Here is a 21,829-nt window from a genome sequence, read left to right on the forward strand (position 1 = left end):
TCCTTGCGGAGCCAACGTCGGCACGGTCGGCAGAATTCGCCAACTATCGGCTTAGCCGATGCATTCAGAGCTTCTGGAAGCGGACGCTTTCTGATGCGGGATTGTGGCACCGTAAACTTGCCGAAAGCTATGGTAGTCTGCTGGTGTCACAACCGACCGGTTATGACACCAGCAGCGTTACGGACTGGAATGATGAAACAGGAAAGGTGTCGGCGATCAGTCTGGGATCAGCACCCAACCACGCAGCTGCAACGTCGCCATTGTTGTCAGCGCAGACACGTCGGTTTCGACACTTTTCCCTACCGTAGCGGGGTCAATCCCGTTTCCAATAAGAGCCTGGCTGCATACCCGAACGGATACACCCGCCTTTTTCAACGCCTCAATTAAGGCAAGGTTGGGGTTCGCAGCTACTCCCGTCTTTGTCGCATAGGCGCGATCTTCGGTAACGATGGGCGTCGCCGGACCGTGGACGATCACGACGACATCGCCTTGTTCTGGACGAACGCCATCGTTGCCCAGCAGGTTCAAAAAGCGGGCGACCTTCTCCAGCGATGGATTGATTTTATCCGGCGTTGCCGCGGCCTTGGTCACATTGAACAGCACGCGATAGCGCAACTTGCGATCGGGCCGTTCCGCAGCACCTTCGACGGGTGTGATCGCGCCATATCCCGGTATCACCGCCTGCCTAGGCACGCCGGCTGAAGCACTGACGCTGCTCATGAGTGACAAGCATCCTGCAAGAGCAATGATTGGCATACGCATCCGCTTTTTCCTTCTTCAGCCGAAATGATCAGCCAACTCTCGCAAAAACGGCCGCACCGATGTTTTGCGGTCGAACCACGGACGGCGTCTCGCGCGGTCGCACTGGGCGGGGGGCCGGGGCCGTTTGGGGAGCCGACAGATCGTCGGCTCCGAACATCGCCTCCAGGGTTCGCACACACAGTGCGGCTGCATCGTCGGCAAGACGGTAGTGAACCTGCTTCGCCTCACGCCTGGTCTTCACCAGATCGGCGCGCCGCAGCTCGGCAAGCTGCTGACTGAGCGCTGGTTGGGTCACGCCCGTGGCCGCCTCGATGTCCGCCACCTGCCGTTCGCCACCCAGCAGATAGGACAGGATCATAAGGCGCTGCGGCTGCGCGAACACGCGCAGCTTCTCGACTGCAACGTCGGCAAGCGCGCGGGACTGGTAGATCGCCATCACCGGTCAGCCTTCGTCTGGTGAAACCAGTCGGCGCCTGCGTTCCCCGGCAAAGCGGGAGGCAGGAGCACGTCGTCGCCCGGCTGCCAGTCAGCGGGCGTATAGGCCTCGCCATCGGCCGAACGCTGCAACGCCCTGACCGTGCGAAGCATCTCGTCGACCGAGCGCCCGACATTCATCGGATACCAGCTGAGTGCGCGGATAATGCCTTTGGGATCGATGAAGTAGGTTGCACGTACCGTTGAGGCATCGCCAGCCTGCTCGTCGAGCATGCCGTAGGCATACCCAACCGCCATCGACGGATCCTCGATCACCGGAAACGGCACCTCGACATCAAAAACGTCGTGGATCGCGCGAAGCCAGGCGACATGAGAGTAGAGGCTGTCGACCGACAGCCCCAACAATACGCAATCCAGCTCCTCGAATTGAGGGGCCGCTTTAGCCAAGGCCACAAACTCGCTCGTGCAAACCGGCGTGAAGTCAGCAGGGTGCGAGAAAAACACAATCCAGCGCCCACGATACTGATCGAGCGCAATCTCGCCCTGAGTGGTGCGGGCGGTGAAGTTCGGGGCTGCATCCCCGATGCGCAGCGAGCGCGGCATGTTCGCTTCCATCATTTCCATTCCTCCCAAATGGCACGAACACCCCGTTGACGCAATACGCTTACACAGCTACATAAACCATGAGTTTGTTTAAATGGAGATGGTCATGGACCCGGTTTTGAGCGAAGCCAACGCCCAGATCAGACGCGCAAAAGCGGCCGGATCGCCGGTCGTTCAGTCCTTCTTTGATGAGCCTACCAACACAGCGACCTACGTCGTTTGGGACGTGGCGACGAAAAAGGCTGCGATCGTCGACAGCGTCCTCGATTTTGACGCCGCGGCTGGCCGGACCAAAACCGCGTCGGCGGACGCAGTGATCGCTTACGTGCGGGATCAGGGACTGACGGTCGATTGGCTGCTGGAAACCCATGCTCATGCCGATCACCTGTCTGCGGCACCTTATCTTCAGCAGGCGCTTGGCGGGCAGCTCGCGATCGGTCGTGAGATCATCCGGGTTCAGAACGTGTTCGGCAAAATCTTCAACGCCGGCACCGATTTTGAGCGCAACGGTTCCGAGTTCGACCGGCTGTTCGAGGACGGCGACCGCTTTGCCATCGGCAACATCGACGCCATTGCGCTGCACGTGCCCGGCCATACGCCGGCGGACATGGCCTATGCGATTGGGGACGCGGTCTTCACCGGCGATACGCTCTTCATGCCCGATTACGGCACCGCGCGGGCAGACTTCCCTGGTGGCGACGCACGCCAGCTATTCCGCTCGATCCGCCGGCTCATGCAGCTGCCGGACGAGACGCGCCTGTTCCTCTGCCACGACTACAAGGCGGTGGGTCGCGACCAATATGTCTGGGAGACGACTGTAGGCGCACAGCGTGTCGGCAACGTGCATGTCCACGAAGGGGTCAGCGAAGACGACTTCGTCGCGATGCGGACCAGTCGCGACGCCACCTTGTCGATGCCGAAGCTCATCCTGCCCTCGATCCAGGTGAACATGCGCGGTGGTCATCTGCCGGAGCCGGAAGCCAACGGCACCCGCTACCTCAAAATTCCGCTGGATGCGCTGTGATGCCAGGCTTTCCCCATGCCATGCCGCTCGAAGGCTTCATCGGCGGGCTGATGATCGGTGTCGCCGCGGCGATCATGCTGCTGGGCAACGGGCGCATCGCCGGTGTCAGCGGCATGTTCGCAAGAGTTTTGGGTCTTACCGATGGAGGTCCACCATGGGCCCTCGCGCTGCTCTTTACCGCGGGTCTGCCCTTGGGCGCGGGTATTGCTGCGGCCAGTTTGGGCGTGAAAGCCAGCTTTCCGGCATCGCTTTCGCTGATTGCCGTCGCCGGTCTGGTCGTCGGTATCGGAACGCGGCTTGGGTCCGGGTGCACCAGTGGTCACGGCGTATGCGGCCTGTCCCGCCTGTCGCCCCGGTCCATCGCCGCGACCGTCACGTTCATGGCGACCGGCGTCGTCACGGTCACGATCATGCGTCTGTCCGGGGTGATACTGTGATGCGCCAGAACCTCATTTCACTCGCTAGCGGGACGCTGTTCGGCGCCGGCCTTGCCATCTCCGGAATGATCGATCCGGCGCGGGTGCGCGCGTTCCTCGATGTCACCGGCGCGTGGGACCCGACCTTGGCGTTCGTCATGGCAGGCGCGATCCTGCCGATGGCGATAGCCTGGTTCGTCGTGCGGCGTCGCTCGACCCCGATCGCGGCCGAACAATTCCACACGCCCGCCACCTCGCCGATCGACCGGCGCCTCATCGGCGGTGCGGCCTTGTTCGGCATAGGCTGGGGCATCGTCGGATTGTGCCCAGGTCCCGCCATTGCCGCACTGGCGATCCAGCCTCTGCCGGCACTGGTCTTCATCGCTGCAATGGCCCTCGGCGTTGCCGTCCACCGCTTTGCATTCACTTCCCGCCGTTCGGCCTGATCAGACAGGAGACATCACATGGCTTTCAAGCAAATCACCTCGTCCTTCTCTGCCGCCCCCCAGCTGACGCAAGACGACCTCGCCGCTGCCGCGAAGGCAGGATATCGCTCGATCATCTCAAGCCGCCCGGACGGCGAGGAGGCGGGCCAGCCAAGCGCGGAAGAAATGGCCCGAATGGCAGGCGACCACGGTCTCGCGTTTGCCCATGTCCCTATCGTACCGGGCAAGGCGACTGACGCCGATGCGGATCGCATGAAGGAGGCGCTAGCCACGCTGCCACAGCCGACGCTCGGCTTCTGCCGTAGCGGGACGCGCGCGGCGACCTTGTGGGCGTTGGCCGAGGCCGATCGCGCCGACCCGGCGACGATCGTCGACCAAGCAAAGGCAGCCGGGTACGACCTTGCCGATCTCACGCCTGCGCTGAAGCGCCGTTCCGAAAGGGCTGATCAATGACCTACGACATCGTCATCATCGGGGGCGGTGCCGCCGGCATCGCGACCGCTTCCAGCATTCTGAAGCGCAACGCCAAAGTGACGATCGCGGTCGTCGATCCGGCGACCGACCATTATTACCAGCCCGGCTGGACGATGGTGGGGGCCGGCGTCTTCACTCCCGAACAGACGCGCAAGGCCGAATCCGACATAATGCCAAAGGGCGTTAAGTGGGTACGGTTGCCCGCCGTTGCCATCGACCCCGACCGTAACACGGTCGAGCTCGAATACGGTGACACATTGACCTATCGCGTTCTGGTCGTCGCGCCCGGGCTGCGCCTGGCGTGGGAGAAGATCGAAGGGCTGCCTGAGGCTCTCGGCCGCAACGGCGTCACCTCCAACTATCGCTACGATCTGGCACCCTACACCTACCAGCTCGTCAAGGAATTGCGGCAGGGGCGGGCGCTGTTCTCGCAGCCACCCATGCCGATCAAGTGCGCCGGCGCACCGCAGAAAGCAATGTATCTCTCCTGCGACATCTGGCGCGATAGCGGCGTTCTCCCGGCTATCGACGTCGAGTTCCATAATGCCGGCGCAGCCCTGTTCGGGGTCCCGACCTACGTCCCGGCGCTGATGGAATATGTCGAGAAGTACGGCATCGATCTCAGGCTTGAGTCCAACCTGGTCGCAGTCGACGCCGATCGTCGTGTCGCCACGTTCGAGCGCAAGCAGGACGGCGTCTCCGAGCGGATCGAACGCCCGTTTGACATGCTCCACGTCGTTCCGCCCCAAGTGTCGCATGCCGTCGTTGCCAATAGCCCGCTCGCGGCTGCGAGCGGCTTCGTCGAGGTCGACGAGACTACGCTGCGGCACAAGCGATTTGAAAACATCTTTGGCCTTGGCGATGCCGCTGGCACCAGCAATGCCAAGACCGCCGCTGCTGCTCGCGTCCAGGCGCCCGTGGTCGCGGTCAACGCGCTGGCCGCGCTCGACGGCAGACCCCCCGTTGCCGACTATAATGGTTACGGCTCATGCCCGCTCACGGTCGAACGCGGTAAGATCGTCCTCGCCGAGTTCGGCTATGGCGGAAAGCTGCTGCCCAGCTTCCCATCCTGGCTGCTGGACGGAACGCGTCCGACGCGCGCCGCCTGGTTCCTGAAGGAGCGCATGCTGCCCCCGATCTACTGGCAGGGCATGCTGAAAGGCCGCGAGTGGATGGCCGCTCCACACGAGATCGGCAAGGCGGCATGATCCTCGAACCAATCCAGTATCTGCTTGGCGCCTTGTCCGGCAGCCTGATCGGTTTCACCCTCGGGCTCGTTGGTGGCGGTGGCTCGATCCTCGCCGTGCCGCTCATGGTGTATCTGGTGCGCGTTCCCGACGCGCACCTCGCCATCGGTACGAGCGCGTTTGCCGTGGCGGCCAATGCCGCGACCGGTCTGATCGGTCATGCCAAGGCACATACCGTCAAATGGCGGTGCGGCGGCATGTATGCGACTGCCGGCGTCATCGGTGCGCTGCTCGGATCCACCGCGGGCAAGGCCGTCGATGGCGGCAAGCTCCTCTTTCTGTTCGCGCTCGTCATGATCGTCGTCGGCGTTGTAATGCTGCGCGGGCGGGGTGACGTTGGTAATCCCGGTGCAGAATGCAACCGGGAGAAGGCGCCCAAGGTGCTGGGTTATGGCCTCGGCACCGGACTGTTTTCGGGCTTCTTCGGCATCGGTGGTGGCTTCCTGATCGTTCCCGGACTGATCGGATCGACGGGCATGCCGATCCTCAACGCCGTCGGCACGTCGCTGATCGCCGTCACCGCGTTCGGGCTGACGACCGCTGCCAACTACGCGTTCTCCGGGCTTGTGGATTGGCCGCTCGCCTTCGCCTTCATCGGCGGTGGGGTTATCGGCGGGTTGATCGGCACGCGGATCGCTAAGCGTCTGGGCACGGGCAGTACACTCACCACGGTCTTCGCAACGCTGATCTTCGTGGTCGCAGCCTATATGCTCTGGAAGAGCGCAGGCGCGTTTCTGTGATGGGCAGCGCAATTGCCATCGGGCCGCTGATGATGGCGGTCGATCGCGGATTGGCGGTTCTGTGCGTCGCCGTGTTCCTCGGTTTGACGGCGCTGGCGGGACGGTTCCGCTTCCCGCGAGTGTCGATGGTCGCGACCAGTGCTATTGTCGTCGGGCTGGTGACGGCCCGGATCGGCTATGTCGCGACGCATTGGGCGAGCTACGCCGATGCTCCACTCTCCATCCTAGCTATATGGCAGGGAGGCTTCTCGGCCGTCGCCGGCCTCGCCGGCGCTGCGGTAACGCTGGCGTTCCGGCTCGGCCGAACGCGCGCTCTGGCGATAGGCTGGGCAGCGCTTGCCGTAGCTGGCGGCCTCTGGTTCACGCTTCAGGCGCTGATCCCGCCCGTGACCTACGGCCCCTTTCCCTATCATCTCGCCTTAACGACGCCATCCGGCGCTCCGCTCCCGCTTGATCGATTCCGGGGTCGTCCCTTCGTGGTCAATCTGTGGGCGACATGGTGCGGCCCATGCCGGCGCGAGCTGCCAATGCTCGATGCTGCTGCGTCGCGCCGTGGAGAGGTGCCGATTCTGCTCGCCGATCAGGGTGAGGCGCCGGCGACCGTTACCCGGTTCCTTACCCGCGAAGGCATCGGTGCTGGCAACGTCGCGCTTGATCCCGACCGTAGGCTTTCCCGAGCCTTCGAGGTCGCCGGCTATCCCGCAACCGCCTTCGTCGCCGCGGATGGCACGATCGTGCAGCTCCAGCTCGGAGAGTTGTCGCGCGCCGCGCTCGCCGATGGAATTGATAAGGCAAGGAAACATCGATGAACCGCCGCAACCTTCTCTTTCCCGGCATTCTAGCCGCGCTTGCTTTTGCCGTGCCGATGACACCTGCGGTCGGGCAGCAGCAGCCTGATTTGTCGCGCAAGGCAGTCATCGACGATCCCGTAGCCCCCAAGCGGGCCGGCACAGCCTATGACGTCACCGTTGTCGAGTTCTTCGACTACAACTGCCCCTATTGCCGTCGCATGGAGCCGGTGCTGAACGCGCTGCTTCGCTCCGACCCGAAGGTGCGGATCGTGTATCGGGACTGGCCGATATTCGGACCCGCCTCCCGCGAGGCGTCCCGGGCGGCCGTCGCGAGCCAGTGGCAAGGCAGGCATGCCGCCTTCCATGGAGCGCTGCTTGCCTCACCGGCGCGGCTCGACAGCGCCGCTATCAGGGCAGCTGCTGTGAAAGCCAAGGTGGATTGGCCGCGTCTGCAACGTGACCTGAAGACGCGTGGCGCGGAGATCGATGCGCTGCTGACGCGCACCAATGGCATTGCCGAGGCGATCGGATTTAACGGGACCCCGGCGCTGATCGTCGGCTCGCAGGTCGTGGCCGGCGCGGTCGATCTACCAACACTGCGCCGCCTCGTCGCAACGGCGCGCAGCAAGCCCGCAGGGCGTTGAGCGTGCCGGGGCCACTCAATCGGAGGCAGGCAGTCGGGCTCGGCGCTGTAGTCGTGGGGGGCTGGGCGGTCGGACAGGTACTGCGACGCACCGCCCCGATTGGGCGTGACGTTGGTCCAACCGCCGACCTGATCCTGGCAGGCGGCAGTTCGCCTGAACACGGTCCTGCCGATGCGACGCTGCGGCTTGCCGTCTTCACCGATTATCGTTGCCCGGCCTGCCGTCACGCCTTCCCCGCGTTGGAAGAGGCCGTGCGACGCGATGGCAAAGTTAGGGTCATCTACAAGGATTGGCCGATCTTCGGTCCACCGTCTGAACGTGCCGCGAGCGTTGCGCTCAGCTGTGCCGAACAGGGCATCTACCCGGTCGTCCATCGCCAGCTGATGGCCGACAACCGTACGATTGACGACGACATGCTGCGGGACGTCGTAATCGGCGCTGGCGGTGACTGGCTGAGCGCAACGACGTGGCTTGCTTCGCATGCACAGGCTGTCGCGGCGCGCCTGCGTGCGAACGGCCAAGAGGCCTATTCGATCGGCTTGGCCGGCACCCCGGGCTTTCTTGCCGGACGCATGCTGGTGATGGGCGCGATCGATCCGGGTGATTTCGAGCGGTTGTTCGCGCGGGCGCGGGCAGAAAGCTAACAGAGCGAAAGGATGAAAACATGATTGAGTATAAGCACGATGGTATGACCGTTGCGTCGCTCCATGACGAACGCACTGGTAGCTTCCAATATGTTGTCGTCGACGACACTACGAAGACGGCCGCGATCATCGATCCAGTCCTGGATTTTGACCCGCGCGCTGGCGCGACCGCGACCCGCAACGCCGATCTTATCCTCGACTATGTGCGCGAGAAGGGGCTGACCGTCGAATGGGTGCTCGACACCCACCCACACGCCGATCATTTTTCGGCCGTTCCGTACCTCGCCGGCAAGACCAGTGGCAAAACCGCGATCGGCAACAAGGTCGTGGAAGTGCAAAAGCTGTGGCGGGACATCTACTGCCTGCCCGATCTCGCCGTCGACGGCAGCCAGTGGGACCGGTTGTTTGCGGATGGCGAGCGTTTCCGGATCGGCACGCTCGATGCTCATGTCATGCTGTCGCCGGGCCATACGCTTGCCTCGATCACTTATGTCGTCGGTGACGCCGCGTTCGTTCACGATACGCTGATGGTTCCCGATAGTGGCACAAGCCGAGCGGACTTCCCGGGTGGTGATGCTCATTCGCTGTGGTGCTCGATCCGCGCCATCCTCGATCTGCCACCCGAAACCGCAACCTATGTTGGGCATGACTATGGCAAGGATGGCAGGGACGTACTTGGTCGCTCGACCGTCGCCGATCAGCGTCGCGACAACATCCATGTTCACGATGGCATCGACGAAGCCGAGTTCGTCGCGACCCGCGAGAAACGCGACGCATCGCTCCCACTACCCGACCTGATGCTCGCCGCGCTTCAGGTGAACATACGTGGCGGCCGGCTGCCGGATGCGGACAAGTGTGGGACGGCGTTTCTCAAGGTGCCTCTGAACCGGTTTGGACCTGGTGCTTCATAGCTCAGTCCGCGCTAGGGCAGCTGCTGTTTCAAGTGTCAGAACCGAACGGTTATGACCCTCGGAGGGCGGCGGTATTCGACCATGCCGGCTCGGAAAGCTGCCCGGGCGCTAACCACCGCTTTTTGCCGTCCGTAAGCCAACGGATCAGCATTGCGCGTCGGTCGCACCGAATGTGGTTTCTGTCTCACGGAGCGTGCGTTCCCCGCATCGATCCGTCTCACGCAATGCGAGCCGAAAACCGCCCTATATTGCAGTTCCGGGCGATCATCATTGCGAGCCGCTACAGCTACGCAATCGGGAGCTGGCGCAGGCCGCCAAGGACATTGCCGCCGAAACGGGCCTGGAGCATCGCCCCATCACGGACGGGCAGCGCGTGGCCGGCATCTACCGGCGTTCCGTCATGCTCGCCAGCGGGCGCTACGCGATGCTCGATGACGGCATGGGCTTCTCACTGGTGCCGTGGCGGCCGGTGATCGAGCAACGGCTTGGTCAGCAACTCGCAGCTACGGTGCGCGGCGGCGGGGCGTCATGGGAAGTCGGACGGACGCGCGGCCCCGGAATCGACTGAAGTTCAGGCAGCAACATAGGGCGCTGGTCAATGGACACCTTCGTCCATCGTGGCCAGAATCCGGTGCAGATACTCCCTGAATTGACCAGCTTCTTCGGGCTGAAACTCCGTCAGCATCTGCGTGTTGATCTCGCGCACGATTGTCGGAATCGCGCTGGCGATCAACCGTCCTTTTTCGGTGAGTTCCAAGTTGATGATGCGGCGATCGTCGTGCGAACGTGTGCGCGACACGATGCGCTTGGCTTCCAAGCGATCAAGCGCGCGCGTCATGCCGCTGGAGTTGCGCATACAGATGCGCGAGAGATCGGACGCCGTGCTTGATCCATTCTTGGCCAGTTGCAGCACCAAGCCCCACTGCGCGTCAGTGAGCGAGATGGCTTTCATTCGCTGATTGATCTTGGCGCGCATTTGTCCGTGAATGGACTGAATCAGCCAGATGATGCTATCGCCTTGGCCCGGCAATGACCCATTGCAATCTGAGGGAGGGGAACTTACGGACATGGACTGATCCTGGCAGAGTCCCCCCGAGGGGACTTCGGCTATTTCCTATCGCCAAATGCGTCTAGGAAGGTTGTTACCGCGATCTGCACCCAGTGATCCTTTTGAGCAGCAGATGGCCGGGTTTCGGGGTGTGTCAGGCACTCCATTTGCGCCTGAGCACGAACCATGCTGAGGAACAGCGTCGCGGCAGCGTCGATGCCTACCGACTGGACGTTGATCTCTCCGGCTTGTGCTGCCACGTTCAGTCGTTCGGCCAACATTGAAGTAACGACTTTCAACCCAGCCAAGAAGAACCGTCGGCCCAAGTCCGGGAACCTGGGCGCTTCCGCCATGACCACTCGATACAACGCCAGCGCAGTCGGCGAAAGCACGATGTCGAGGTAGGACATGCCAAGGTCGGTCAGGGTCTTGGCGATGTTGCCAGGGGACGTGCGCATCGCCCTGAACGTCGCGGTCATCGACGCACATTCGTGTTCCATCACCGCAGCGAACAAAGCCTCTTTATTGGGAAAGCAGGCATACATGGTCGCCTTCGAGACACCCGCCTCACGCTGAATCATGTCCGTGGTCGCAGCGCTGAAGCCATGCGTCAGGAACACCGACGTGGCTGCCTTCAATACGGCAACTTCCTTGTCGTTTCGCTCTAGAGCGGCGGTGGCGGGCATCTGGTTACTCAACAGGTTGAAAAAAGGCGAGACCATAACTATACCGAACGGTTTTGGTTGAGGCAAAGCGGCAACGTCACGCCCACAGAAGCCCCGTGTATTTCAAGTGTAAAGTTGACGAATTCTCTGAATGTGACTAGAGTACCGCTCGGTATAGTACCGTTCGGTACAGCGGTCAGGAAAACTTGCATTCGCAACCTTTACCGGGCCGCATCGCTAGAGGACTTCTATGAAACGCGCTTTTCGAGGCTGGGGACTTCGCCGAATCGCATACGGAGCGCCAGCGCTGGCCTTGGTGCTGGCTGGTTGCGTGACGGCTCCCGATGTCCGCGAGCCGTCGCTTGCCTCGCCCGACGCAGCCTTGCGCGCACGCGCGGCGGCGGTGGCGACCCAGCCCGCGCTGGTCGAGGCGTCGGCGCCGTCCGAATGGTGGCAACTGTTCGGCGATGCGACGCTGAGCGCGTTGCAAGCCGAAGCCGCCGCATCCAACCTGGATCTGCTGGCCGCCACCGCGCGCGTCGAGGAAAGCCGTGCGCAGCTTGGCTTGGCCAACGCGGCACGCAGACCCCAACTGTCCGCAGACGCCAGCTACGCACGCTCGGCCCTCAGCGAGCACTCGCCAATGGTGTTGCTCGGCGCGCCGACCGAGCCCACCAGCACTTGGTCGCTGGGCCTGCAAGCGGGCTGGGAACTGGATCTGTGGGGGTATCTGCGCCACCTCAGCGATTCGGCCGAGGCCAGACTGCAAGCCAGTGGCTTCGGCATGGAGGCGGTCAGGGTCTCCGTCTCCGGCGACGTGGCGCGCACCTACCTGTTACTGCGTGGCGTGCAGGCGCAGGAGGCCATCGTCGAGGAAAACCGAGGTATCGCCGAAGACCTGTTGCGCATGGCCGAAAGCCGCGAGCGCAACGGCGTTGCCACACGCTTCGATGCGGCGGCGGCGCGCGCCGAGGTGGCCGGCATCGAGGCCCGCCTGTCGCAACTGCGGCACCAGCGCGATGCGCTGATGAACGCGCTGGCCCTGCTGCTGGGCCTGCCGCCGCGGGAACTGGACGACCGCCTTGCCGCGGCCGGCCTGCCGCCGATGCCGCAGCGCCTGCCCGTGGGCATCCCGTCGGAACTGGCGCGGCAGCGGCCGGACATCCTGCAAGCGGAAGCGCGGCTGCGCGCCGCCGTGGCCGACATCGGCGCGGCGACCGCCGACTTCTACCCGCGCATCAGCCTGACCGGAAGCCTGGGCGTGCAAGCGTTCGACCTGTCCGACCTGGGCAGTTGGGATTCCCGGCGCTTCTCGATCGGGCCGACGCTGCACCTGCCGATCTTCCAGGGCGGCCGGCTCAAGAGCAATCTGGCGCTGAGCGAGACCCGTCACCGTTTGGCGGGCATTGCCTACCAGCAGACCGTGCTGCGCGCCTGGCACGAAGTCGATGATGCGCTGAACGCCTACGGCACCGAGTTGAAGCGGCACGAGCAGTTGCAGCTCGCCCTGGCGCAGAACCAGACCGCGTTGAATGTGGCGCAACGCGCCTACCAACAGGGCACGGCCGATTTCACCGCGGTTCTGGTCGCCCGGCGTTCGCTGCTGGCAAGCCAGACCGAGTTGAGCGACTGCGCGACGGCCTCCGCGCTTTCCGTCGTTGCGCTCTACCGTGCGCTCGGCGGCGGCTGGTCGTCCGCGCTGCGCCCCGAAACCGCATCGGTGGGCGACAGGTCATGAGCACGCCGGGCTCCGCCCCGCCATCCAGCCCACCGTCGCCGCCGGTCTTCAATGCACGCCTGGCCGTGGGCCTGCTGGGCGCGCTGCTGGCGGCCATGGTCGCTGGTTTGAACGGTCGTATTCCCGGCCTGGTGCTGGCCGACCTGCGCGGCGCGCTCGGCTTCGGCCTGGACGATGCTTCCTGGCTGAGCACGGCCTATTCGGCCGGCGAGCTGGCCGCGATGCCGTTCGCGACCTGGCTGGCCATCACGTTCTCGTTGCGTCGCTTCCATCTGGCGATGTTGTCGGCCGCGCTGCTGTTGTCGGCCGTCCTGCCGTTCGTGCGAGACCTGCACCTGTTGCTGGCCTTGCGCGTGCTGCACGGGTTCTTCGGCGGAGCGCTGATTCCCTTGCTGATGATGTCCTGCCTGCGCTTCCTGCCGCCGCCCATCCGCCTGCATGGCCTGGCGGTGTTCGCGCTGGTCGCCACCTTCTCGCCCAATGTCGCGCTCTGGCTGGCCGCCCTGTGGGTGGATCGTCTGGAGGACTGGCGCCTGGTCTACTGGCACGTGATTCCCTTGGGCCTGATCGCCGCCGCGCTGGTGGCATGGGGCATCCCGAAGCTGCCGCTGGCACTGCCGCGGCTAAAACAGGCCAACTGGTTCGGCATGGTCTTGGGCGTGCCCGGCCTAATGCTGCTGGTGGTCGGCGTGGACCAGGGCGTGCGGCTGGACTGGTTCCATTCACCCTTGATCGTCGCCGCGCTGCTGGTCGGCACCGTGTTCACCGCGCTGTTCCTGGCGAGCGAATGGAGCCATCCAGCGCCCTTCAACCGGCTGCAACTGTTGGAGCGCCGCAACGTCTGGCTCGGATTCGCCAGCCTCGTAGTCCTGCTGATGGTGATGGCGACGGCCGTCACCTTACCGGCCAGTGTGCTGGGGCAGCTCCAGGGATTCCGCATGCAGCAGAGCGCGACCCTCGGCCTGATGGTCGGGCTGCCGCAACTGGTGCTCGGACCTTGCGTGGCGCTGCTGCTGTACCAGCGCTGGGTCGATGCGCGCCATGTCTTTGCGGCGGGACTGGCCTGTATGGCGGCGGCTTGCTGGCTGGCGTCCGGCATCACCAGCGAATGGATGGTGCAGCAGTTCCTGTGGGCCGAGATCCTGCATGCCGTCGGCCAGCCCATGGCTTTCGTCGCGATTCTGTTCCTGGTGACGGCTGTGGTCCAGCCCATGGAAGGTCCTTTTCTCTCCGGCATGGTCAACATCGTGCGCGTGTTCAGCGCGACCGTCGGCGGCGCCGTCATCGGTCAGCTCACGGCGGTGCGTACCCGCTTCCATACCGACATGCTGCTCGACAGCGCGGCCCAGGCATTGCTGCGACTGCCGCCATCCGACCCTTCCCTGGTCACGCTGTCGTCCACGGTCGCGCAGCAGGCCGGCGTGCTGGCCACGGCGGATGTCTACCGGGTGTTCGCGGTGCTGGCGCTGCTGCTGATTCCGGCGGTGCTCAAGCTGCAATACATCCCCGCACCGGTCGTGAATCGAATGCCCCAGGCGGTGCCGTCCAGCGCACCGGCCGGTGCAGCCACTTGATCTTCTCTTGGTGAAAACAGTTTCCTATGGCCACGAATCTTCGCTTTCGCATCACGGTCGGCACGATTGCCGCCGTCGCCCTCGTGGGCGCGTTCCTCATCCTGAACCGCTCGGAATCCAGCGCATCCCGGCAAAGCACCGACGACGCCTATGTACAAGCCGACTTCACGGTGATCGTCCCCCAGGTGGGGGGCGTCATCACCGAGGTCGCAGTCGCCGACCATCAGGAAGTCCAGGCCGGCGCCCCGCTGGTCAGTATTGACGAACGCGACCTGCGCATCGCGGTGGACAACGCGAACGCGCACGTCGCCAGCGCGCAGGCCGCCATCGGCAGCCTGCAGGCGCAGATCGCGCGCCAGCAAAGCATCATCGAGCAGGCCCGCGCCGCGGTGGCCGCCGCCGGCGCCAATCTCAAGCTCGCGGAGGCCAATCGCAGCCGCTTCACCAATCTGGCCCGCGATGGTTCCGGCACGGTGCAGGCCCAGCAGCAGGCCGAGGCGCAGTGGGAAATCCAGCGCGCCGCGCATGAGCGGGATCGCGCCGGACTGCATTCGGCCGAGCAGCAGACCGCCATCCTGCGCGCCGATCTGGAGAAGGCGCAGGCCGCCTTGCTGGCAGCGCAGGCGGAAAAGGCGGCCGCCGACTTGAACCTGTCCTATGCCCGCGTGACCGCGCCCGTCAGCGGCATCGTCGCCCAGCGTAAAGCACGGGTTGGCGGCTATTCCCGAGTGGGAGAACCATTGCTGACGTTGGTGCCGCTGGATGCGGTCTATGTGGAAGCCAACTTCCGTGAGACACAACTGGCCCGCGTGCGGGTCGGTCAGCCGGTAGAGATCGCCGTGGATGCGCTGCCGGGCGTCCAGATCAAGGGGCGAGTCCAAAGCCTGGGACCGGCCAGCGGCGTGAGCTTCTCGGCGGTGCCGCCGCACAACGCCACCGGCAACTTCACCAAGATCGTGCAGCGCCTGCCGGTACGCATCCAGTTGGAGCCGGGCCAGGAGGATGTGCGCCGCCTGCGCGTCGGTATGTCGGTACGCCCGGTCATCGACGTCGATGCAAAGGTTGTCGAGGCACCTGGATCTGAACAAGGTGCATCACGACCGACGGCTTCGCGGTAAAGAGATTCTTCCCATGTCCATCTTCCTCCCTTCCTCATTCGTGCCCGCTTTCGTCCGGGCTCTGCTGATTGGACTGCTCCTGTGTGGCACGGCGCAGGCCGGGAAGCCGGCGCGAGCCGATATCGTCATTGAGCGTCCTCACATTGCGTTGGCGGCCGCCCGTCGCGTCATCGCGGCGGCGAACGCCGAGGCAGAGCGCAACAATTGGGCGATCAGTGTGGCCGTCGTCGATGTCGCGGGCGAACTTGTCGCTTTTGAAAAGAACGACACGGCGATCGGCATAAGCCCCTCGGTAGCCGTCGGCAAGGCGCGCACGGCAGCCTTGTTGCGCGCGCCATCCAAGCAATTCGAGGATTTCGTCAACGAAGGGCGGCCCAGCTTTTTGTCCACGCCCGGCGTCACTGCGCTGGAAGGCGGGGTGCCCATCGTCGTTGATGGCCGAGTGATCGGGGCTGTCGGCATCAGCGGCGCACACGGCGCCAACGACTCGCACGTCGCAACAGTCGCCGCAGCCGCCATCGAACATTCAAAAGAATGAGAGTGCAGCCATGAATACCTTGAAAGACAAGGCATTGGTCATCATCGGTGGCAGTTCCGGCATCGGCTTTCGCGTTGCCCAACTCGCAGCCGACGAGGGCGCCCGGCTACTGATCGTCGGTCGAGATGTCGGGCGCCTGCAAATTGCGCAAGCCGACCTCGAAGCGCGTGGCGTGACTGTCGAAACCCGTCAGGTGGATGCCCACGACCCCGCGGCGCTGGAATCGTTGTTCAACGAACTGCCCGTGTTCGACCATCTTGTCTCGATGATCGGCGACGTAATGGGTGGCGGCTTCGTCGGTGCCGACATCGCGGTGATCCGCCACGTGATCGAATCCAAGTTCTTCACCAACGTGCGTATCGGGCAACTGGCCGCAACCAAAGTGCGCGAGGGCGGCAGCCTGGTTTTCACTTCCGGCACCGGCGGTCGCGCCCAGGATGCCTGCGCCAGCTACGTCGGCAACCTCGGCATCAATGCACTGGTCGAGGGGCTGGCGGTGGAGCTGGCACCGAGGGCGCGGGTCAACGCGGTTTCACCGACTTGGACTGTCACGCCGTTCTGGCGTGATGTGCCGCCAGCGCAGATCGAGGCCACGCGCGATCACTTCGAGCAAGTCATTCCCCTCAAGCGCACCGCCAACATCGACGAACTGGCTTCGGCCTACCTGTTCCTGATGAACAACGGCTTCGTCACCGGACAGCACATCGCCGTGGACGGCGGAATCATGCTCGGCGCCTGATGCCAGTACGTCCCTATTCTTTCGGAGATCATCATGCACGGGTTCCAAGTCACCTTTTTCACCCAGCAGGATCGTATGCACGGTCACATGCCCCTCGCGCAATGGTTGCTCGATGAGGCGAAGAAGCTGAGTATTCGCGGAGCGACGCTGGATGGTGCCATCCAGGGTCTGGGACACGATGGAACGATCCACGCGATCAATATGTTCGACTTCTCCGACCAGCCGGTTCAGGTCACGATGGTGGTCACTGCCGAGGAAGTAGAACGTCTGTTCACGCAACTTGCCCAGGAACAGGTGCATGTGTTCTACATGAAGGTTCCGGTGGAGTTCGGAACCTTGGGAAAGCAGGATTGAACACATGAAAAAGCACCTCTACCGCATCACCGTCGAGCATCTGGCTGATGCCAACGGCCACCCCTCCGTCTACGACAAGCCGATGCAGTTCGAGGTAGGCAACCACGATGACGTGTTTGCGGTGGTGGAGCGCATAAAGTGGCGCGGTGAGTTCGACGACACCACGACGGCCGCTTTCGCAGTTGGACTCAAGCTGTTCAGCGAAGTCATGATTGAGAACCGGAGCAACTTACTTTTCCAGGAATTCTCGCCTCATTTCTTTGAGTTCATGAAGAAACTGAAGAAGGGAATACCGTCAGACGTGATTCCACGTTATCGTTGCCCTAGACGCTCGCGCAGAAACTCAATGAAGCGTTGCGTTTTTGCGGGAAGCAGGCGGGTTTCGGTCATGGCATAAACAGGCATCGGAGTTCCGTGCCATCCCGGCATGATTTGACGCAGTTTCCCGCTGGACAGTTCATCAGCAACGAGTTCCTTCGACATCAGAATGATGCCCATGTCGAGTGTGGCCAGGCGGCGGATCATGCCGACACTATTGAGCTTGAATCGCCCGCCTACCGACACCGTGGCGGTTCGCTTCCCGTCATGCAACGCCCACGAACCCGACTTCAAGATGGTCAGGCACTCGTGCTTTTCCAACTCAGCGGGCTTGCTTGGTTCGCCCGATCGTTCAAGGTAGCCGGGCGAGGCATAGAGGTAAGGTTTGAGCGATGTCAGCGTGCGCGCGATCAGTTGCGAGTTCTCGGACTCGCCCATGCGGATCGCCACGTCGAAGGGTTCACTGACCAGATCGACCCGGCGTGGCGTCACATCGAAATCGAAGGTGATGCCGGGATAGAGGCTGGCGAACTCGGTAATCAAATGCGCCAGGTAGGTGGTTGCAAAATCCACCGGCAGTGAAGCATGAAGCACGCCGCTGGGCTGGGTGAGCATTTCGCCGAGTTGCTCATGCGCCAAACGGGCTTCATCGACGATGCGTTTGCATCGCTCGAAGTAGATCTGGCCGGCTTCGGTCAGTTCGATCTTTCGCGTCGTTCGATGCAGCAAACGCAGCCCGATCGCCTTCTCCAATGCGCTGATCCGCCGCGACAGGGTCGAGTTCGGCATTCCCATCACGTCCGCGGCGCTACGAAAGCCTTTGGCTTTGACGACCTCCACGAACAAGGCCATATCATTCAACAGTTCCACAGAAATTGCTCCATTAGGGGATCAATGTTCTCCAAAATACCATATTTATCCCGCATGAGAAGCAGACGATGATAGTGCTTTCACAAGAAATCAGAGGCCATCGTCATGAACATCTCCAAAGGAACGGCAGTCGTAACCGGAGCGGCTCTGTTGCAAAAATCGTGAAGCTTGAGCATGCTTGGCGGAGATTGGACGGACGGAACGATGACGGATTTCAAGTGGCGCCATTTCCAGGGTGATGTGATCCTGTGGGCGGTGCGCTGGTATTGTCGCTATCCGATCAGCTATCGCGACCTTGAGGAAATGCTGGCGGAACGCGGCATTTCGGTCGACCATACGACGATCTATCGCTGGGTCCAGTGCTACGCCCCGGAGATGGAGAAGCGGCTGCGCTGGTTCTGGCGGCGTGGCTTTGATCCGAGCTGGCGCCTGGATGAAACCTACGTCAAGGTGCGGGGCAAGTGGACCTACCTGTACCGGGCAGTCGACAAGCGGGGCGACACGATCGATTTCTACCTGTCGCCGACCCGCAGCGCCAAGGCAGCGAAGCGGTTCCTGGGCAAGGCCCTGCGAGGCCTGAAGCACTGGGAAAAGCCTGCCACGCTCAATACCGACAAAGCGCCGAGCTATGGTGCAGCGATCACCGAATTGAAGCGCGAAGGAAAGCTGGACCGGGAGACGGCCCACCGGCAGGTGAAGTATCTCAATAACGTGATCGAGGCCGATCACGGAAAGCTCAAGATACTGATCAAGCCGGTGCGCGGTTTCAAATCGATCCCCACGGCCTATGCCACGATCAAGGGATTCGAAGTCATGCGAGCCCTGCGCAAAGGACAGGCTCGCCCCTGGTGCCTGCAGCCCGGCATCAGGGGCGAGGTGCGCCTTGTGGAGAGAGCTTTTGGCATTGGGCCCTCGGCGCTGACGGAGGCCATGGGCATGCTCAACCACCATTTCGCAGCAGCCGCCTGATCGGCGCAGAGCGACAGCCTACCTCTGACTGCCGCCAATCTTTGCAACAGAGCCCGGACAAGTGTGGGACGGCGTTTCTCAAGGTGCCTCTGAACCGGTTTGGACCTGGTGCTTCATAGCTCAGTCCGCGCTAGGGCAGCTGCTGTTTCAAGTGTCAGAACCGAACGGTTATGACCCTCGGAGGGCGGCGGTATTCGACCATGCCGGCTCGGAAAGCTGCCCGGGCGCTAACCACCGCTTTTTGCCGTCCGTAAGCCAACGGATCAGCATTGCGCGTCGGTCGCACCGAATGTGGTTTCTGTCTCACGGAGCGTGCGTTCCCCGCATCGATCCGTCTCACGCAATGCGAGCCGAAAACCGCCCTATATTGCAGTTCCGGGCGATCATCATTGCGAGCCGCTACACCTATGGTATGGTGGTTCTCGCCATCTCCTTCTTCATGCGCGCGCTGCTGAACGCGCAGGCTGATTTCATGTCGGTCGCGATCCCCATGTTCGTGCTTGGCGCTGGTGTGCCGGCCTGTCTGGTCACGCTCACGTCGCTGGGCGTGTCGGAGCTTCCCCCCGAAAAGATCGCCAACGGTTCGGGGTTGCAAAACTTCATCCGCATCATGGCGATGGCGGTGGGCGCGTCGCTGACTTCGACCTATTGGGAGAATGCGACGAAAGGAAATCGCGCCGAGCTGGTCGCGATCATTGACCCGACAATGGCTCCTGCGTCTCTGCCCGGATTGCAGCCCGGTTCCGGCCTCGCCGCCTTCTCCCGAATGGTGGACATGCAGGCCGTGATGCTCGCCACCAACGATTTCTATGCGATGGCGACGATCCTTATTCTGGTGTTCGCAGGGGTAATCTGGCTCGCGAAACGACCCAAAGGACCGCTCCAACAAGTCAGCCATTGAGGCGGTTCCGTGCCGCGCAATCTTGATGGCGAGGCACCCCGGCGCGGGATCAAACGCGAAGAGCGCCGCTGCGCGATCGTGACGATCGCGCAGCGGCACTTTGCTGAACATGGGTTCGGCGGTGCTTCCATGTCCGCCATCGCGGCCGAGATTGGCGGGTCCAAAGCCACGCTTTGGGCCTATTTCCAATCAAAGGAGGATTTGTTCGCGGCCGCCCTCTCCGCCTGGCTGGACGAAATCGAGCCGCGCAGCGTCGCCCCTTCGCAGGGCGACGCGCGGCAACGGCTGATCGACTATTGCACGGCGTTCATGTCGGCCATGCTGACGCCGGTGGCCGAGACGATTTTCCGCCTCATCGTCGCGGAGGGCCAACGCTTTCCAGAGTTGGGCCGCGCTTATTATCGGCGGGTGCTACTGGCGCATCATCTGATGCTGTCCGAGCTTCTGGAAGGACAGCTCCGCGCAGGCCGACTCTTGCCCCGCTCGCGCGCGCCGTCCAGTTTGCGGGCGGCGGAACAGCTTCTGGAGATATGCATGTGCCGGTTGCTGGTGCGGCGGGTGTGCGGGCTGGAACTGGACAGCTCGGCCGACGCGATCGCCAGAGAAGCGGCCGAGGCCGTGGACATGTTCTTGCATGGCTATGGCTCCCGCCCCCGGAGAGCAAGGTGAGCCATTGCGGAACGGGGCGTGAATCCCGCATGACGGGGGCAGGTGCGGCGGCGACAGGCTTGAAAACTCCACCTATTGCGCGGTCGCGGGCCTCACTTCGATCGTGCAGCGCACCGGCTTCTTCGCCTTCTCGGCCTGCTCGCGGCACGCCTGCACCGCTTCGCGGTTGCCATCGGCGAGCGGGGCGGCCGCGACGATCAAGCCCCAGCTCTCCGGCGCGGCCGTCTGCATCAACCGTTGCCCCGCATCCCATGCCGACTTTTCGCCAAGCGCCCGCGTCGCCATGCTCTCGGGCCAAAGCCAGCTCGCCGGCATCATCCGGGCGATCGGGCCGGCGAGCAGCGCATAGAGCAACAGCCCCAGCACCAGGCCACCGCCCCCGGCGATAGCGAGCCAGCGATTTTGCACATCGCCGCGCCGCGCAGACGCGACCATTTTTTGCAAGTCGAAGGTCGCGGACGACAAGGCCGATTTCGTGGATTGGACCTGATGCTGCAATTCGCGGGTCGCCTCGGCAACGGAAGCGTTTAAACGGCCCCCCATATTCTCCGGGGTGAGCGTCATGGCGGGGCTTTTCCGCACGCCGTCGATCTGCTGCACCAGGATACCCAGCACCTTTTCGGTGCGCTCTAGCGTCGGCTCGTAATCGGGAATGTCGATGGACTCGCGCGCCGTGGTCAGCGCCTCGACCGCATGGCGCAACAACGACACCTCGCCGCGCAACCGCTCGAACGCCAGCGCCGGGTCGTCGCGCTCCTGGCTATCCTCATCCATCGTTCTTTTCTCCTTACCGGCTCAATCCACGATCACGGCCTATCCCCAAATCCTGCGTCAACTGGCGGCCCAAATCGCCCCGCCCCATGTCGCGGCTGCGGTTCATGCCGATCTCAAGCCCCAGCTCGCGGACACGGCCGCGCAGGATCGATTCCACCTGGGGATCGCGCTCAAGGCTTTTCGCCATGCCCGCCATTTCCTTGCCCGCCTTCTCGCGCCCCGTCATGTCGCCGGCGCGATAAAGCCGGTCGCGGTCCTGGCGAAGCGCCTGCCAGCGTTCCACGAAGCGATCGGCGCGCAGGGCAGGATCGGCGCGCACGCGGGCCTCATGCCGCATCGCCTCGACCATCGGGCCGCTGCGCCCCGCCGCCGCCTCGCGCAGCAAGGCGGGGTCGCGCTGGAACGCCGACGCCATAT

28 protein-coding genes and 1 pseudogene are annotated in these 21,829 nt (G+C 63.3%); 21 read left to right on the plus strand and 8 right to left on the minus strand.

Going from position 1 to position 21,829, the window contains the following annotated elements; genetic code table 11:
• Positions 1 to 216 precede the first annotated feature (216 nt).
• Genes BHQ40_RS15680 through BHQ40_RS15690 form a run of 3 tightly spaced genes read right to left on the minus strand, consistent with a single transcriptional unit; the run spans position 217 to position 1,821 of the window.
• Complete coding sequence (locus BHQ40_RS15680) at positions 217 to 762, minus strand: DsrE family protein (RefSeq protein WP_435593923.1); 546 nt, start codon at positions 760 to 762, stop codon at positions 217 to 219.
• Between the two features lie 28 nt (positions 763 to 790).
• Positions 791 to 1,198 (minus strand): ArsR/SmtB family transcription factor, encoded by a 408-nt coding sequence (locus tag BHQ40_RS15685; RefSeq protein ID WP_008830445.1) that lies wholly within the window; start codon positions 1,196 to 1,198, stop codon positions 791 to 793.
• The gene (locus BHQ40_RS15690; RefSeq protein ID WP_037519507.1) at positions 1,198 to 1,821 is read right to left on the minus strand and encodes a peroxiredoxin; all 624 of its coding nucleotides are present in this window, start codon (positions 1,819 to 1,821) and stop codon (positions 1,198 to 1,200) included. Before BHQ40_RS15690 ends, BHQ40_RS15685 begins: the two co-directional genes overlap by 1 nt.
• An 85-nt stretch (positions 1,822 to 1,906) precedes the next feature.
• Between BHQ40_RS15690 and BHQ40_RS15695 the strand changes: the two genes are divergently transcribed.
• From BHQ40_RS15695 to BHQ40_RS15745, 11 genes are all read left to right on the plus strand, one after another.
• Positions 1,907 to 2,824 carry an MBL fold metallo-hydrolase gene (locus BHQ40_RS15695; RefSeq protein ID WP_037519521.1) on the plus strand — a complete coding sequence of 306 codons (918 nt, stop codon included), beginning with the start codon at positions 1,907 to 1,909 and terminating at the stop codon, positions 2,822 to 2,824.
• Positions 2,824 to 3,261, plus strand: coding sequence for a YeeE/YedE family protein (locus BHQ40_RS15700; protein WP_008830448.1), 438 nt, complete (start codon positions 2,824 to 2,826; stop codon positions 3,259 to 3,261). Before BHQ40_RS15695 ends, BHQ40_RS15700 begins: the two co-directional genes overlap by 1 nt.
• Positions 3,261 to 3,686: a DUF6691 family protein gene (locus tag BHQ40_RS15705; RefSeq protein WP_008830449.1), complete on the plus strand. Its 426-nt coding sequence runs from the start codon at positions 3,261 to 3,263 to the stop codon at positions 3,684 to 3,686. Before BHQ40_RS15700 ends, BHQ40_RS15705 begins: the two co-directional genes overlap by 1 nt.
• An 18-nt stretch (positions 3,687 to 3,704) precedes the next feature.
• Positions 3,705 to 4,139: a protein tyrosine phosphatase family protein gene (locus tag BHQ40_RS15710; protein WP_046406874.1), complete on the plus strand. Its 435-nt coding sequence runs from the start codon at positions 3,705 to 3,707 to the stop codon at positions 4,137 to 4,139.
• Entirely contained in the window at positions 4,136 to 5,368 is a 1,233-nt protein-coding gene (locus BHQ40_RS15715) for an NAD(P)/FAD-dependent oxidoreductase (protein ID WP_070156781.1), read from the plus strand. Before BHQ40_RS15710 ends, BHQ40_RS15715 begins: the two co-directional genes overlap by 4 nt.
• Positions 5,365 to 6,147: a sulfite exporter TauE/SafE family protein gene (locus BHQ40_RS15720; protein ID WP_171905871.1), complete on the plus strand. Its 783-nt coding sequence runs from the start codon at positions 5,365 to 5,367 to the stop codon at positions 6,145 to 6,147. The genes BHQ40_RS15715 and BHQ40_RS15720 overlap by 4 nt, the downstream gene beginning before the upstream one ends.
• A complete protein-coding gene (locus BHQ40_RS15725) occupies positions 6,147 to 6,956 on the plus strand; it encodes a TlpA disulfide reductase family protein (RefSeq protein ID WP_048939563.1) in 810 nt (269 codons plus the stop codon). Before BHQ40_RS15720 ends, BHQ40_RS15725 begins: the two co-directional genes overlap by 1 nt.
• A complete protein-coding gene (locus BHQ40_RS15730) occupies positions 6,953 to 7,582 on the plus strand; it encodes a DsbA family protein (protein WP_048939562.1) in 630 nt (209 codons plus the stop codon). The genes BHQ40_RS15725 and BHQ40_RS15730 overlap by 4 nt, the downstream gene beginning before the upstream one ends.
• Before the next feature lie 53 nt (positions 7,583 to 7,635).
• The gene (locus BHQ40_RS15735) at positions 7,636 to 8,226 is read left to right on the plus strand and encodes a DsbA family protein (protein WP_234415796.1); all 591 of its coding nucleotides are present in this window, start codon (positions 7,636 to 7,638) and stop codon (positions 8,224 to 8,226) included.
• Positions 8,227 to 8,246: 20 nt separating this feature from the next.
• Positions 8,247 to 9,137: an MBL fold metallo-hydrolase gene (locus BHQ40_RS15740; RefSeq protein ID WP_048939560.1), complete on the plus strand. Its 891-nt coding sequence runs from the start codon at positions 8,247 to 8,249 to the stop codon at positions 9,135 to 9,137.
• A gap of 193 nt (positions 9,138 to 9,330) precedes the next feature.
• Positions 9,331 to 9,705 (plus strand): DUF3363 domain-containing protein, encoded by a 375-nt coding sequence (locus BHQ40_RS15745; protein WP_070156782.1) that lies wholly within the window; start codon positions 9,331 to 9,333, stop codon positions 9,703 to 9,705.
• Positions 9,706 to 9,732: 27 nt separating this feature from the next.
• Here BHQ40_RS15745 and BHQ40_RS15750 read toward each other — a convergent pair whose 3' ends face one another.
• Together BHQ40_RS15750 and BHQ40_RS15755 are read right to left on the minus strand one after the other, a co-directional pair.
• Positions 9,733 to 10,113 (minus strand): MarR family winged helix-turn-helix transcriptional regulator, encoded by a 381-nt coding sequence (locus tag BHQ40_RS15750; protein WP_171905872.1) that lies wholly within the window; start codon positions 10,111 to 10,113, stop codon positions 9,733 to 9,735.
• 131 nt (positions 10,114 to 10,244) lie between these two features.
• A complete protein-coding gene (locus tag BHQ40_RS15755) occupies positions 10,245 to 10,871 on the minus strand; it encodes a TetR/AcrR family transcriptional regulator (protein WP_070156784.1) in 627 nt (208 codons plus the stop codon).
• 229 nt (positions 10,872 to 11,100) lie between these two features.
• Here BHQ40_RS15755 and BHQ40_RS15760 point away from each other — a divergent pair, with 229 nt between their 5' ends.
• The 7 genes from BHQ40_RS15760 to BHQ40_RS25220 are packed head-to-tail and all read left to right on the plus strand — an operon-like array spanning position 11,101 to position 17,308.
• Complete coding sequence (locus BHQ40_RS15760; protein WP_070156785.1) at positions 11,101 to 12,588, plus strand: efflux transporter outer membrane subunit; 1,488 nt, start codon at positions 11,101 to 11,103, stop codon at positions 12,586 to 12,588.
• Complete coding sequence (locus BHQ40_RS15765) at positions 12,585 to 14,162, plus strand: MFS transporter (protein WP_083276974.1); 1,578 nt, start codon at positions 12,585 to 12,587, stop codon at positions 14,160 to 14,162. Before BHQ40_RS15760 ends, BHQ40_RS15765 begins: the two co-directional genes overlap by 4 nt.
• Before the next feature lie 26 nt (positions 14,163 to 14,188).
• On the plus strand, positions 14,189 to 15,280 hold the full coding sequence (locus BHQ40_RS15770) for an HlyD family secretion protein (protein ID WP_070156786.1): 1,092 nt from the start codon (positions 14,189 to 14,191) through the stop codon (positions 15,278 to 15,280).
• A gap of 13 nt (positions 15,281 to 15,293) precedes the next feature.
• Entirely contained in the window at positions 15,294 to 15,818 is a 525-nt protein-coding gene (locus BHQ40_RS15775; protein ID WP_083276975.1) for a GlcG/HbpS family heme-binding protein, read from the plus strand.
• Between the two features lie 10 nt (positions 15,819 to 15,828).
• Positions 15,829 to 16,557, plus strand: a complete 729-nt coding sequence (locus BHQ40_RS15780) for an SDR family oxidoreductase (RefSeq protein ID WP_070156787.1) — start codon at positions 15,829 to 15,831, stop codon at positions 16,555 to 16,557.
• Positions 16,558 to 16,590: 33 nt separating this feature from the next.
• Positions 16,591 to 16,911, plus strand: coding sequence for a DUF190 domain-containing protein (locus tag BHQ40_RS15785; RefSeq protein ID WP_070156788.1), 321 nt, complete (start codon positions 16,591 to 16,593; stop codon positions 16,909 to 16,911).
• Between the two features lie 4 nt (positions 16,912 to 16,915).
• Positions 16,916 to 17,308: a DUF3861 domain-containing protein gene (locus BHQ40_RS25220; protein ID WP_083276976.1), complete on the plus strand. Its 393-nt coding sequence runs from the start codon at positions 16,916 to 16,918 to the stop codon at positions 17,306 to 17,308.
• On the opposite strand, the gene BHQ40_RS15790 is transcribed toward BHQ40_RS25220, so the two are convergent.
• The gene (locus BHQ40_RS15790; protein WP_253183383.1) at positions 17,224 to 18,099 is read right to left on the minus strand and encodes a LysR family transcriptional regulator; all 876 of its coding nucleotides are present in this window, start codon (positions 18,097 to 18,099) and stop codon (positions 17,224 to 17,226) included. The two genes, BHQ40_RS25220 and BHQ40_RS15790, sit on opposite strands and share 85 nt — an antisense overlap.
• 204 nt (positions 18,100 to 18,303) lie before the next feature.
• Here BHQ40_RS15790 and BHQ40_RS15795 point away from each other — a divergent pair, with 204 nt between their 5' ends.
• The 3 genes from BHQ40_RS15795 to BHQ40_RS15805 all read left to right on the plus strand — a co-directional run bounded on the left by BHQ40_RS15795 (position 18,304) and on the right by BHQ40_RS15805 (position 20,638).
• On the plus strand, positions 18,304 to 19,068 hold the full coding sequence (locus BHQ40_RS15795; RefSeq protein ID WP_001389365.1) for an IS6-like element IS6100 family transposase: 765 nt from the start codon (positions 18,304 to 18,306) through the stop codon (positions 19,066 to 19,068).
• A 343-nt stretch (positions 19,069 to 19,411) separates the two neighbouring features.
• Positions 19,412 to 19,969, plus strand: coding sequence for an MFS transporter (locus tag BHQ40_RS15800; RefSeq protein ID WP_070156789.1), 558 nt, complete (start codon positions 19,412 to 19,414; stop codon positions 19,967 to 19,969).
• A 9-nt stretch (positions 19,970 to 19,978) separates the two neighbouring features.
• The gene (locus BHQ40_RS15805; protein ID WP_020817748.1) at positions 19,979 to 20,638 is read left to right on the plus strand and encodes a TetR/AcrR family transcriptional regulator; all 660 of its coding nucleotides are present in this window, start codon (positions 19,979 to 19,981) and stop codon (positions 20,636 to 20,638) included.
• 72 nt (positions 20,639 to 20,710) lie between these two features.
• Here BHQ40_RS15805 and BHQ40_RS15810 read toward each other — a convergent pair whose 3' ends face one another.
• Positions 20,711 to 21,412, minus strand: a complete 702-nt coding sequence (locus tag BHQ40_RS15810) for a DUF6118 family protein (RefSeq protein WP_020817747.1) — start codon at positions 21,410 to 21,412, stop codon at positions 20,711 to 20,713.
• Positions 21,413 to 21,425: 13 nt separating this feature from the next.
• Positions 21,426 to 21,829, minus strand: a pseudogene (locus BHQ40_RS15815) (Ti-type conjugative transfer relaxase TraA); the annotation flags it as partial.

It is taken from the genome of Sphingobium phenoxybenzoativorans (assembly GCF_001757355.1).
GTDB classification, from domain to species: domain Bacteria; phylum Pseudomonadota; class Alphaproteobacteria; order Sphingomonadales; family Sphingomonadaceae; genus Sphingobium; species Sphingobium phenoxybenzoativorans.

Coding starts and splice junctions, on each gene's coding strand:
- BHQ40_RS15755 (WP_070156784.1), bottom strand. CDS start 10,871: ATGCCCGCCACCGCCGCTCTAGAGCGAAACGACAAGGAAGTTGCCGTA.
- BHQ40_RS15695 (WP_037519521.1), top strand. CDS start 1,907: ATGGACCCGGTTTTGAGCGAAGCCAACGCCCAGATCAGACGCGCAAAA.
- BHQ40_RS15810 (WP_020817747.1), bottom strand. CDS start 21,412: ATGGATGAGGATAGCCAGGAGCGCGACGACCCGGCGCTGGCGTTCGAG.
- BHQ40_RS15710 (WP_046406874.1), top strand. CDS start 3,705: ATGGCTTTCAAGCAAATCACCTCGTCCTTCTCTGCCGCCCCCCAGCTG.
- BHQ40_RS15740 (WP_048939560.1), top strand. CDS start 8,247: ATGATTGAGTATAAGCACGATGGTATGACCGTTGCGTCGCTCCATGAC.
- BHQ40_RS15700 (WP_008830448.1), top strand. CDS start 2,824: ATGCCAGGCTTTCCCCATGCCATGCCGCTCGAAGGCTTCATCGGCGGG.
- BHQ40_RS15685 (WP_008830445.1), bottom strand. CDS start 1,198: ATGGCGATCTACCAGTCCCGCGCGCTTGCCGACGTTGCAGTCGAGAAG.
- BHQ40_RS25220 (WP_083276976.1), top strand. CDS start 16,916: ATGAAAAAGCACCTCTACCGCATCACCGTCGAGCATCTGGCTGATGCC.
- BHQ40_RS15705 (WP_008830449.1), top strand. CDS start 3,261: ATGCGCCAGAACCTCATTTCACTCGCTAGCGGGACGCTGTTCGGCGCC.
- BHQ40_RS15765 (WP_083276974.1), top strand. CDS start 12,585: ATGAGCACGCCGGGCTCCGCCCCGCCATCCAGCCCACCGTCGCCGCCG.
- BHQ40_RS15725 (WP_048939563.1), top strand. CDS start 6,147: ATGGGCAGCGCAATTGCCATCGGGCCGCTGATGATGGCGGTCGATCGC.
- BHQ40_RS15800 (WP_070156789.1), top strand. CDS start 19,412: ATGCGAGCCGAAAACCGCCCTATATTGCAGTTCCGGGCGATCATCATT.
- BHQ40_RS15785 (WP_070156788.1), top strand. CDS start 16,591: ATGCACGGGTTCCAAGTCACCTTTTTCACCCAGCAGGATCGTATGCAC.
- BHQ40_RS15680 (WP_435593923.1), bottom strand. CDS start 762: ATGCGTATGCCAATCATTGCTCTTGCAGGATGCTTGTCACTCATGAGC.
- BHQ40_RS15760 (WP_070156785.1), top strand. CDS start 11,101: ATGAAACGCGCTTTTCGAGGCTGGGGACTTCGCCGAATCGCATACGGA.
- BHQ40_RS15795 (WP_001389365.1), top strand. CDS start 18,304: ATGACGGATTTCAAGTGGCGCCATTTCCAGGGTGATGTGATCCTGTGG.
- BHQ40_RS15720 (WP_171905871.1), top strand. CDS start 5,365: ATGATCCTCGAACCAATCCAGTATCTGCTTGGCGCCTTGTCCGGCAGC.
- BHQ40_RS15715 (WP_070156781.1), top strand. CDS start 4,136: ATGACCTACGACATCGTCATCATCGGGGGCGGTGCCGCCGGCATCGCG.
- BHQ40_RS15775 (WP_083276975.1), top strand. CDS start 15,294: ATGTCCATCTTCCTCCCTTCCTCATTCGTGCCCGCTTTCGTCCGGGCT.
- BHQ40_RS15780 (WP_070156787.1), top strand. CDS start 15,829: ATGAATACCTTGAAAGACAAGGCATTGGTCATCATCGGTGGCAGTTCC.
- BHQ40_RS15770 (WP_070156786.1), top strand. CDS start 14,189: ATGGCCACGAATCTTCGCTTTCGCATCACGGTCGGCACGATTGCCGCC.
- BHQ40_RS15730 (WP_048939562.1), top strand. CDS start 6,953: ATGAACCGCCGCAACCTTCTCTTTCCCGGCATTCTAGCCGCGCTTGCT.
- BHQ40_RS15750 (WP_171905872.1), bottom strand. CDS start 10,113: ATGCGCGCCAAGATCAATCAGCGAATGAAAGCCATCTCGCTCACTGAC.
- BHQ40_RS15690 (WP_037519507.1), bottom strand. CDS start 1,821: ATGGAAATGATGGAAGCGAACATGCCGCGCTCGCTGCGCATCGGGGAT.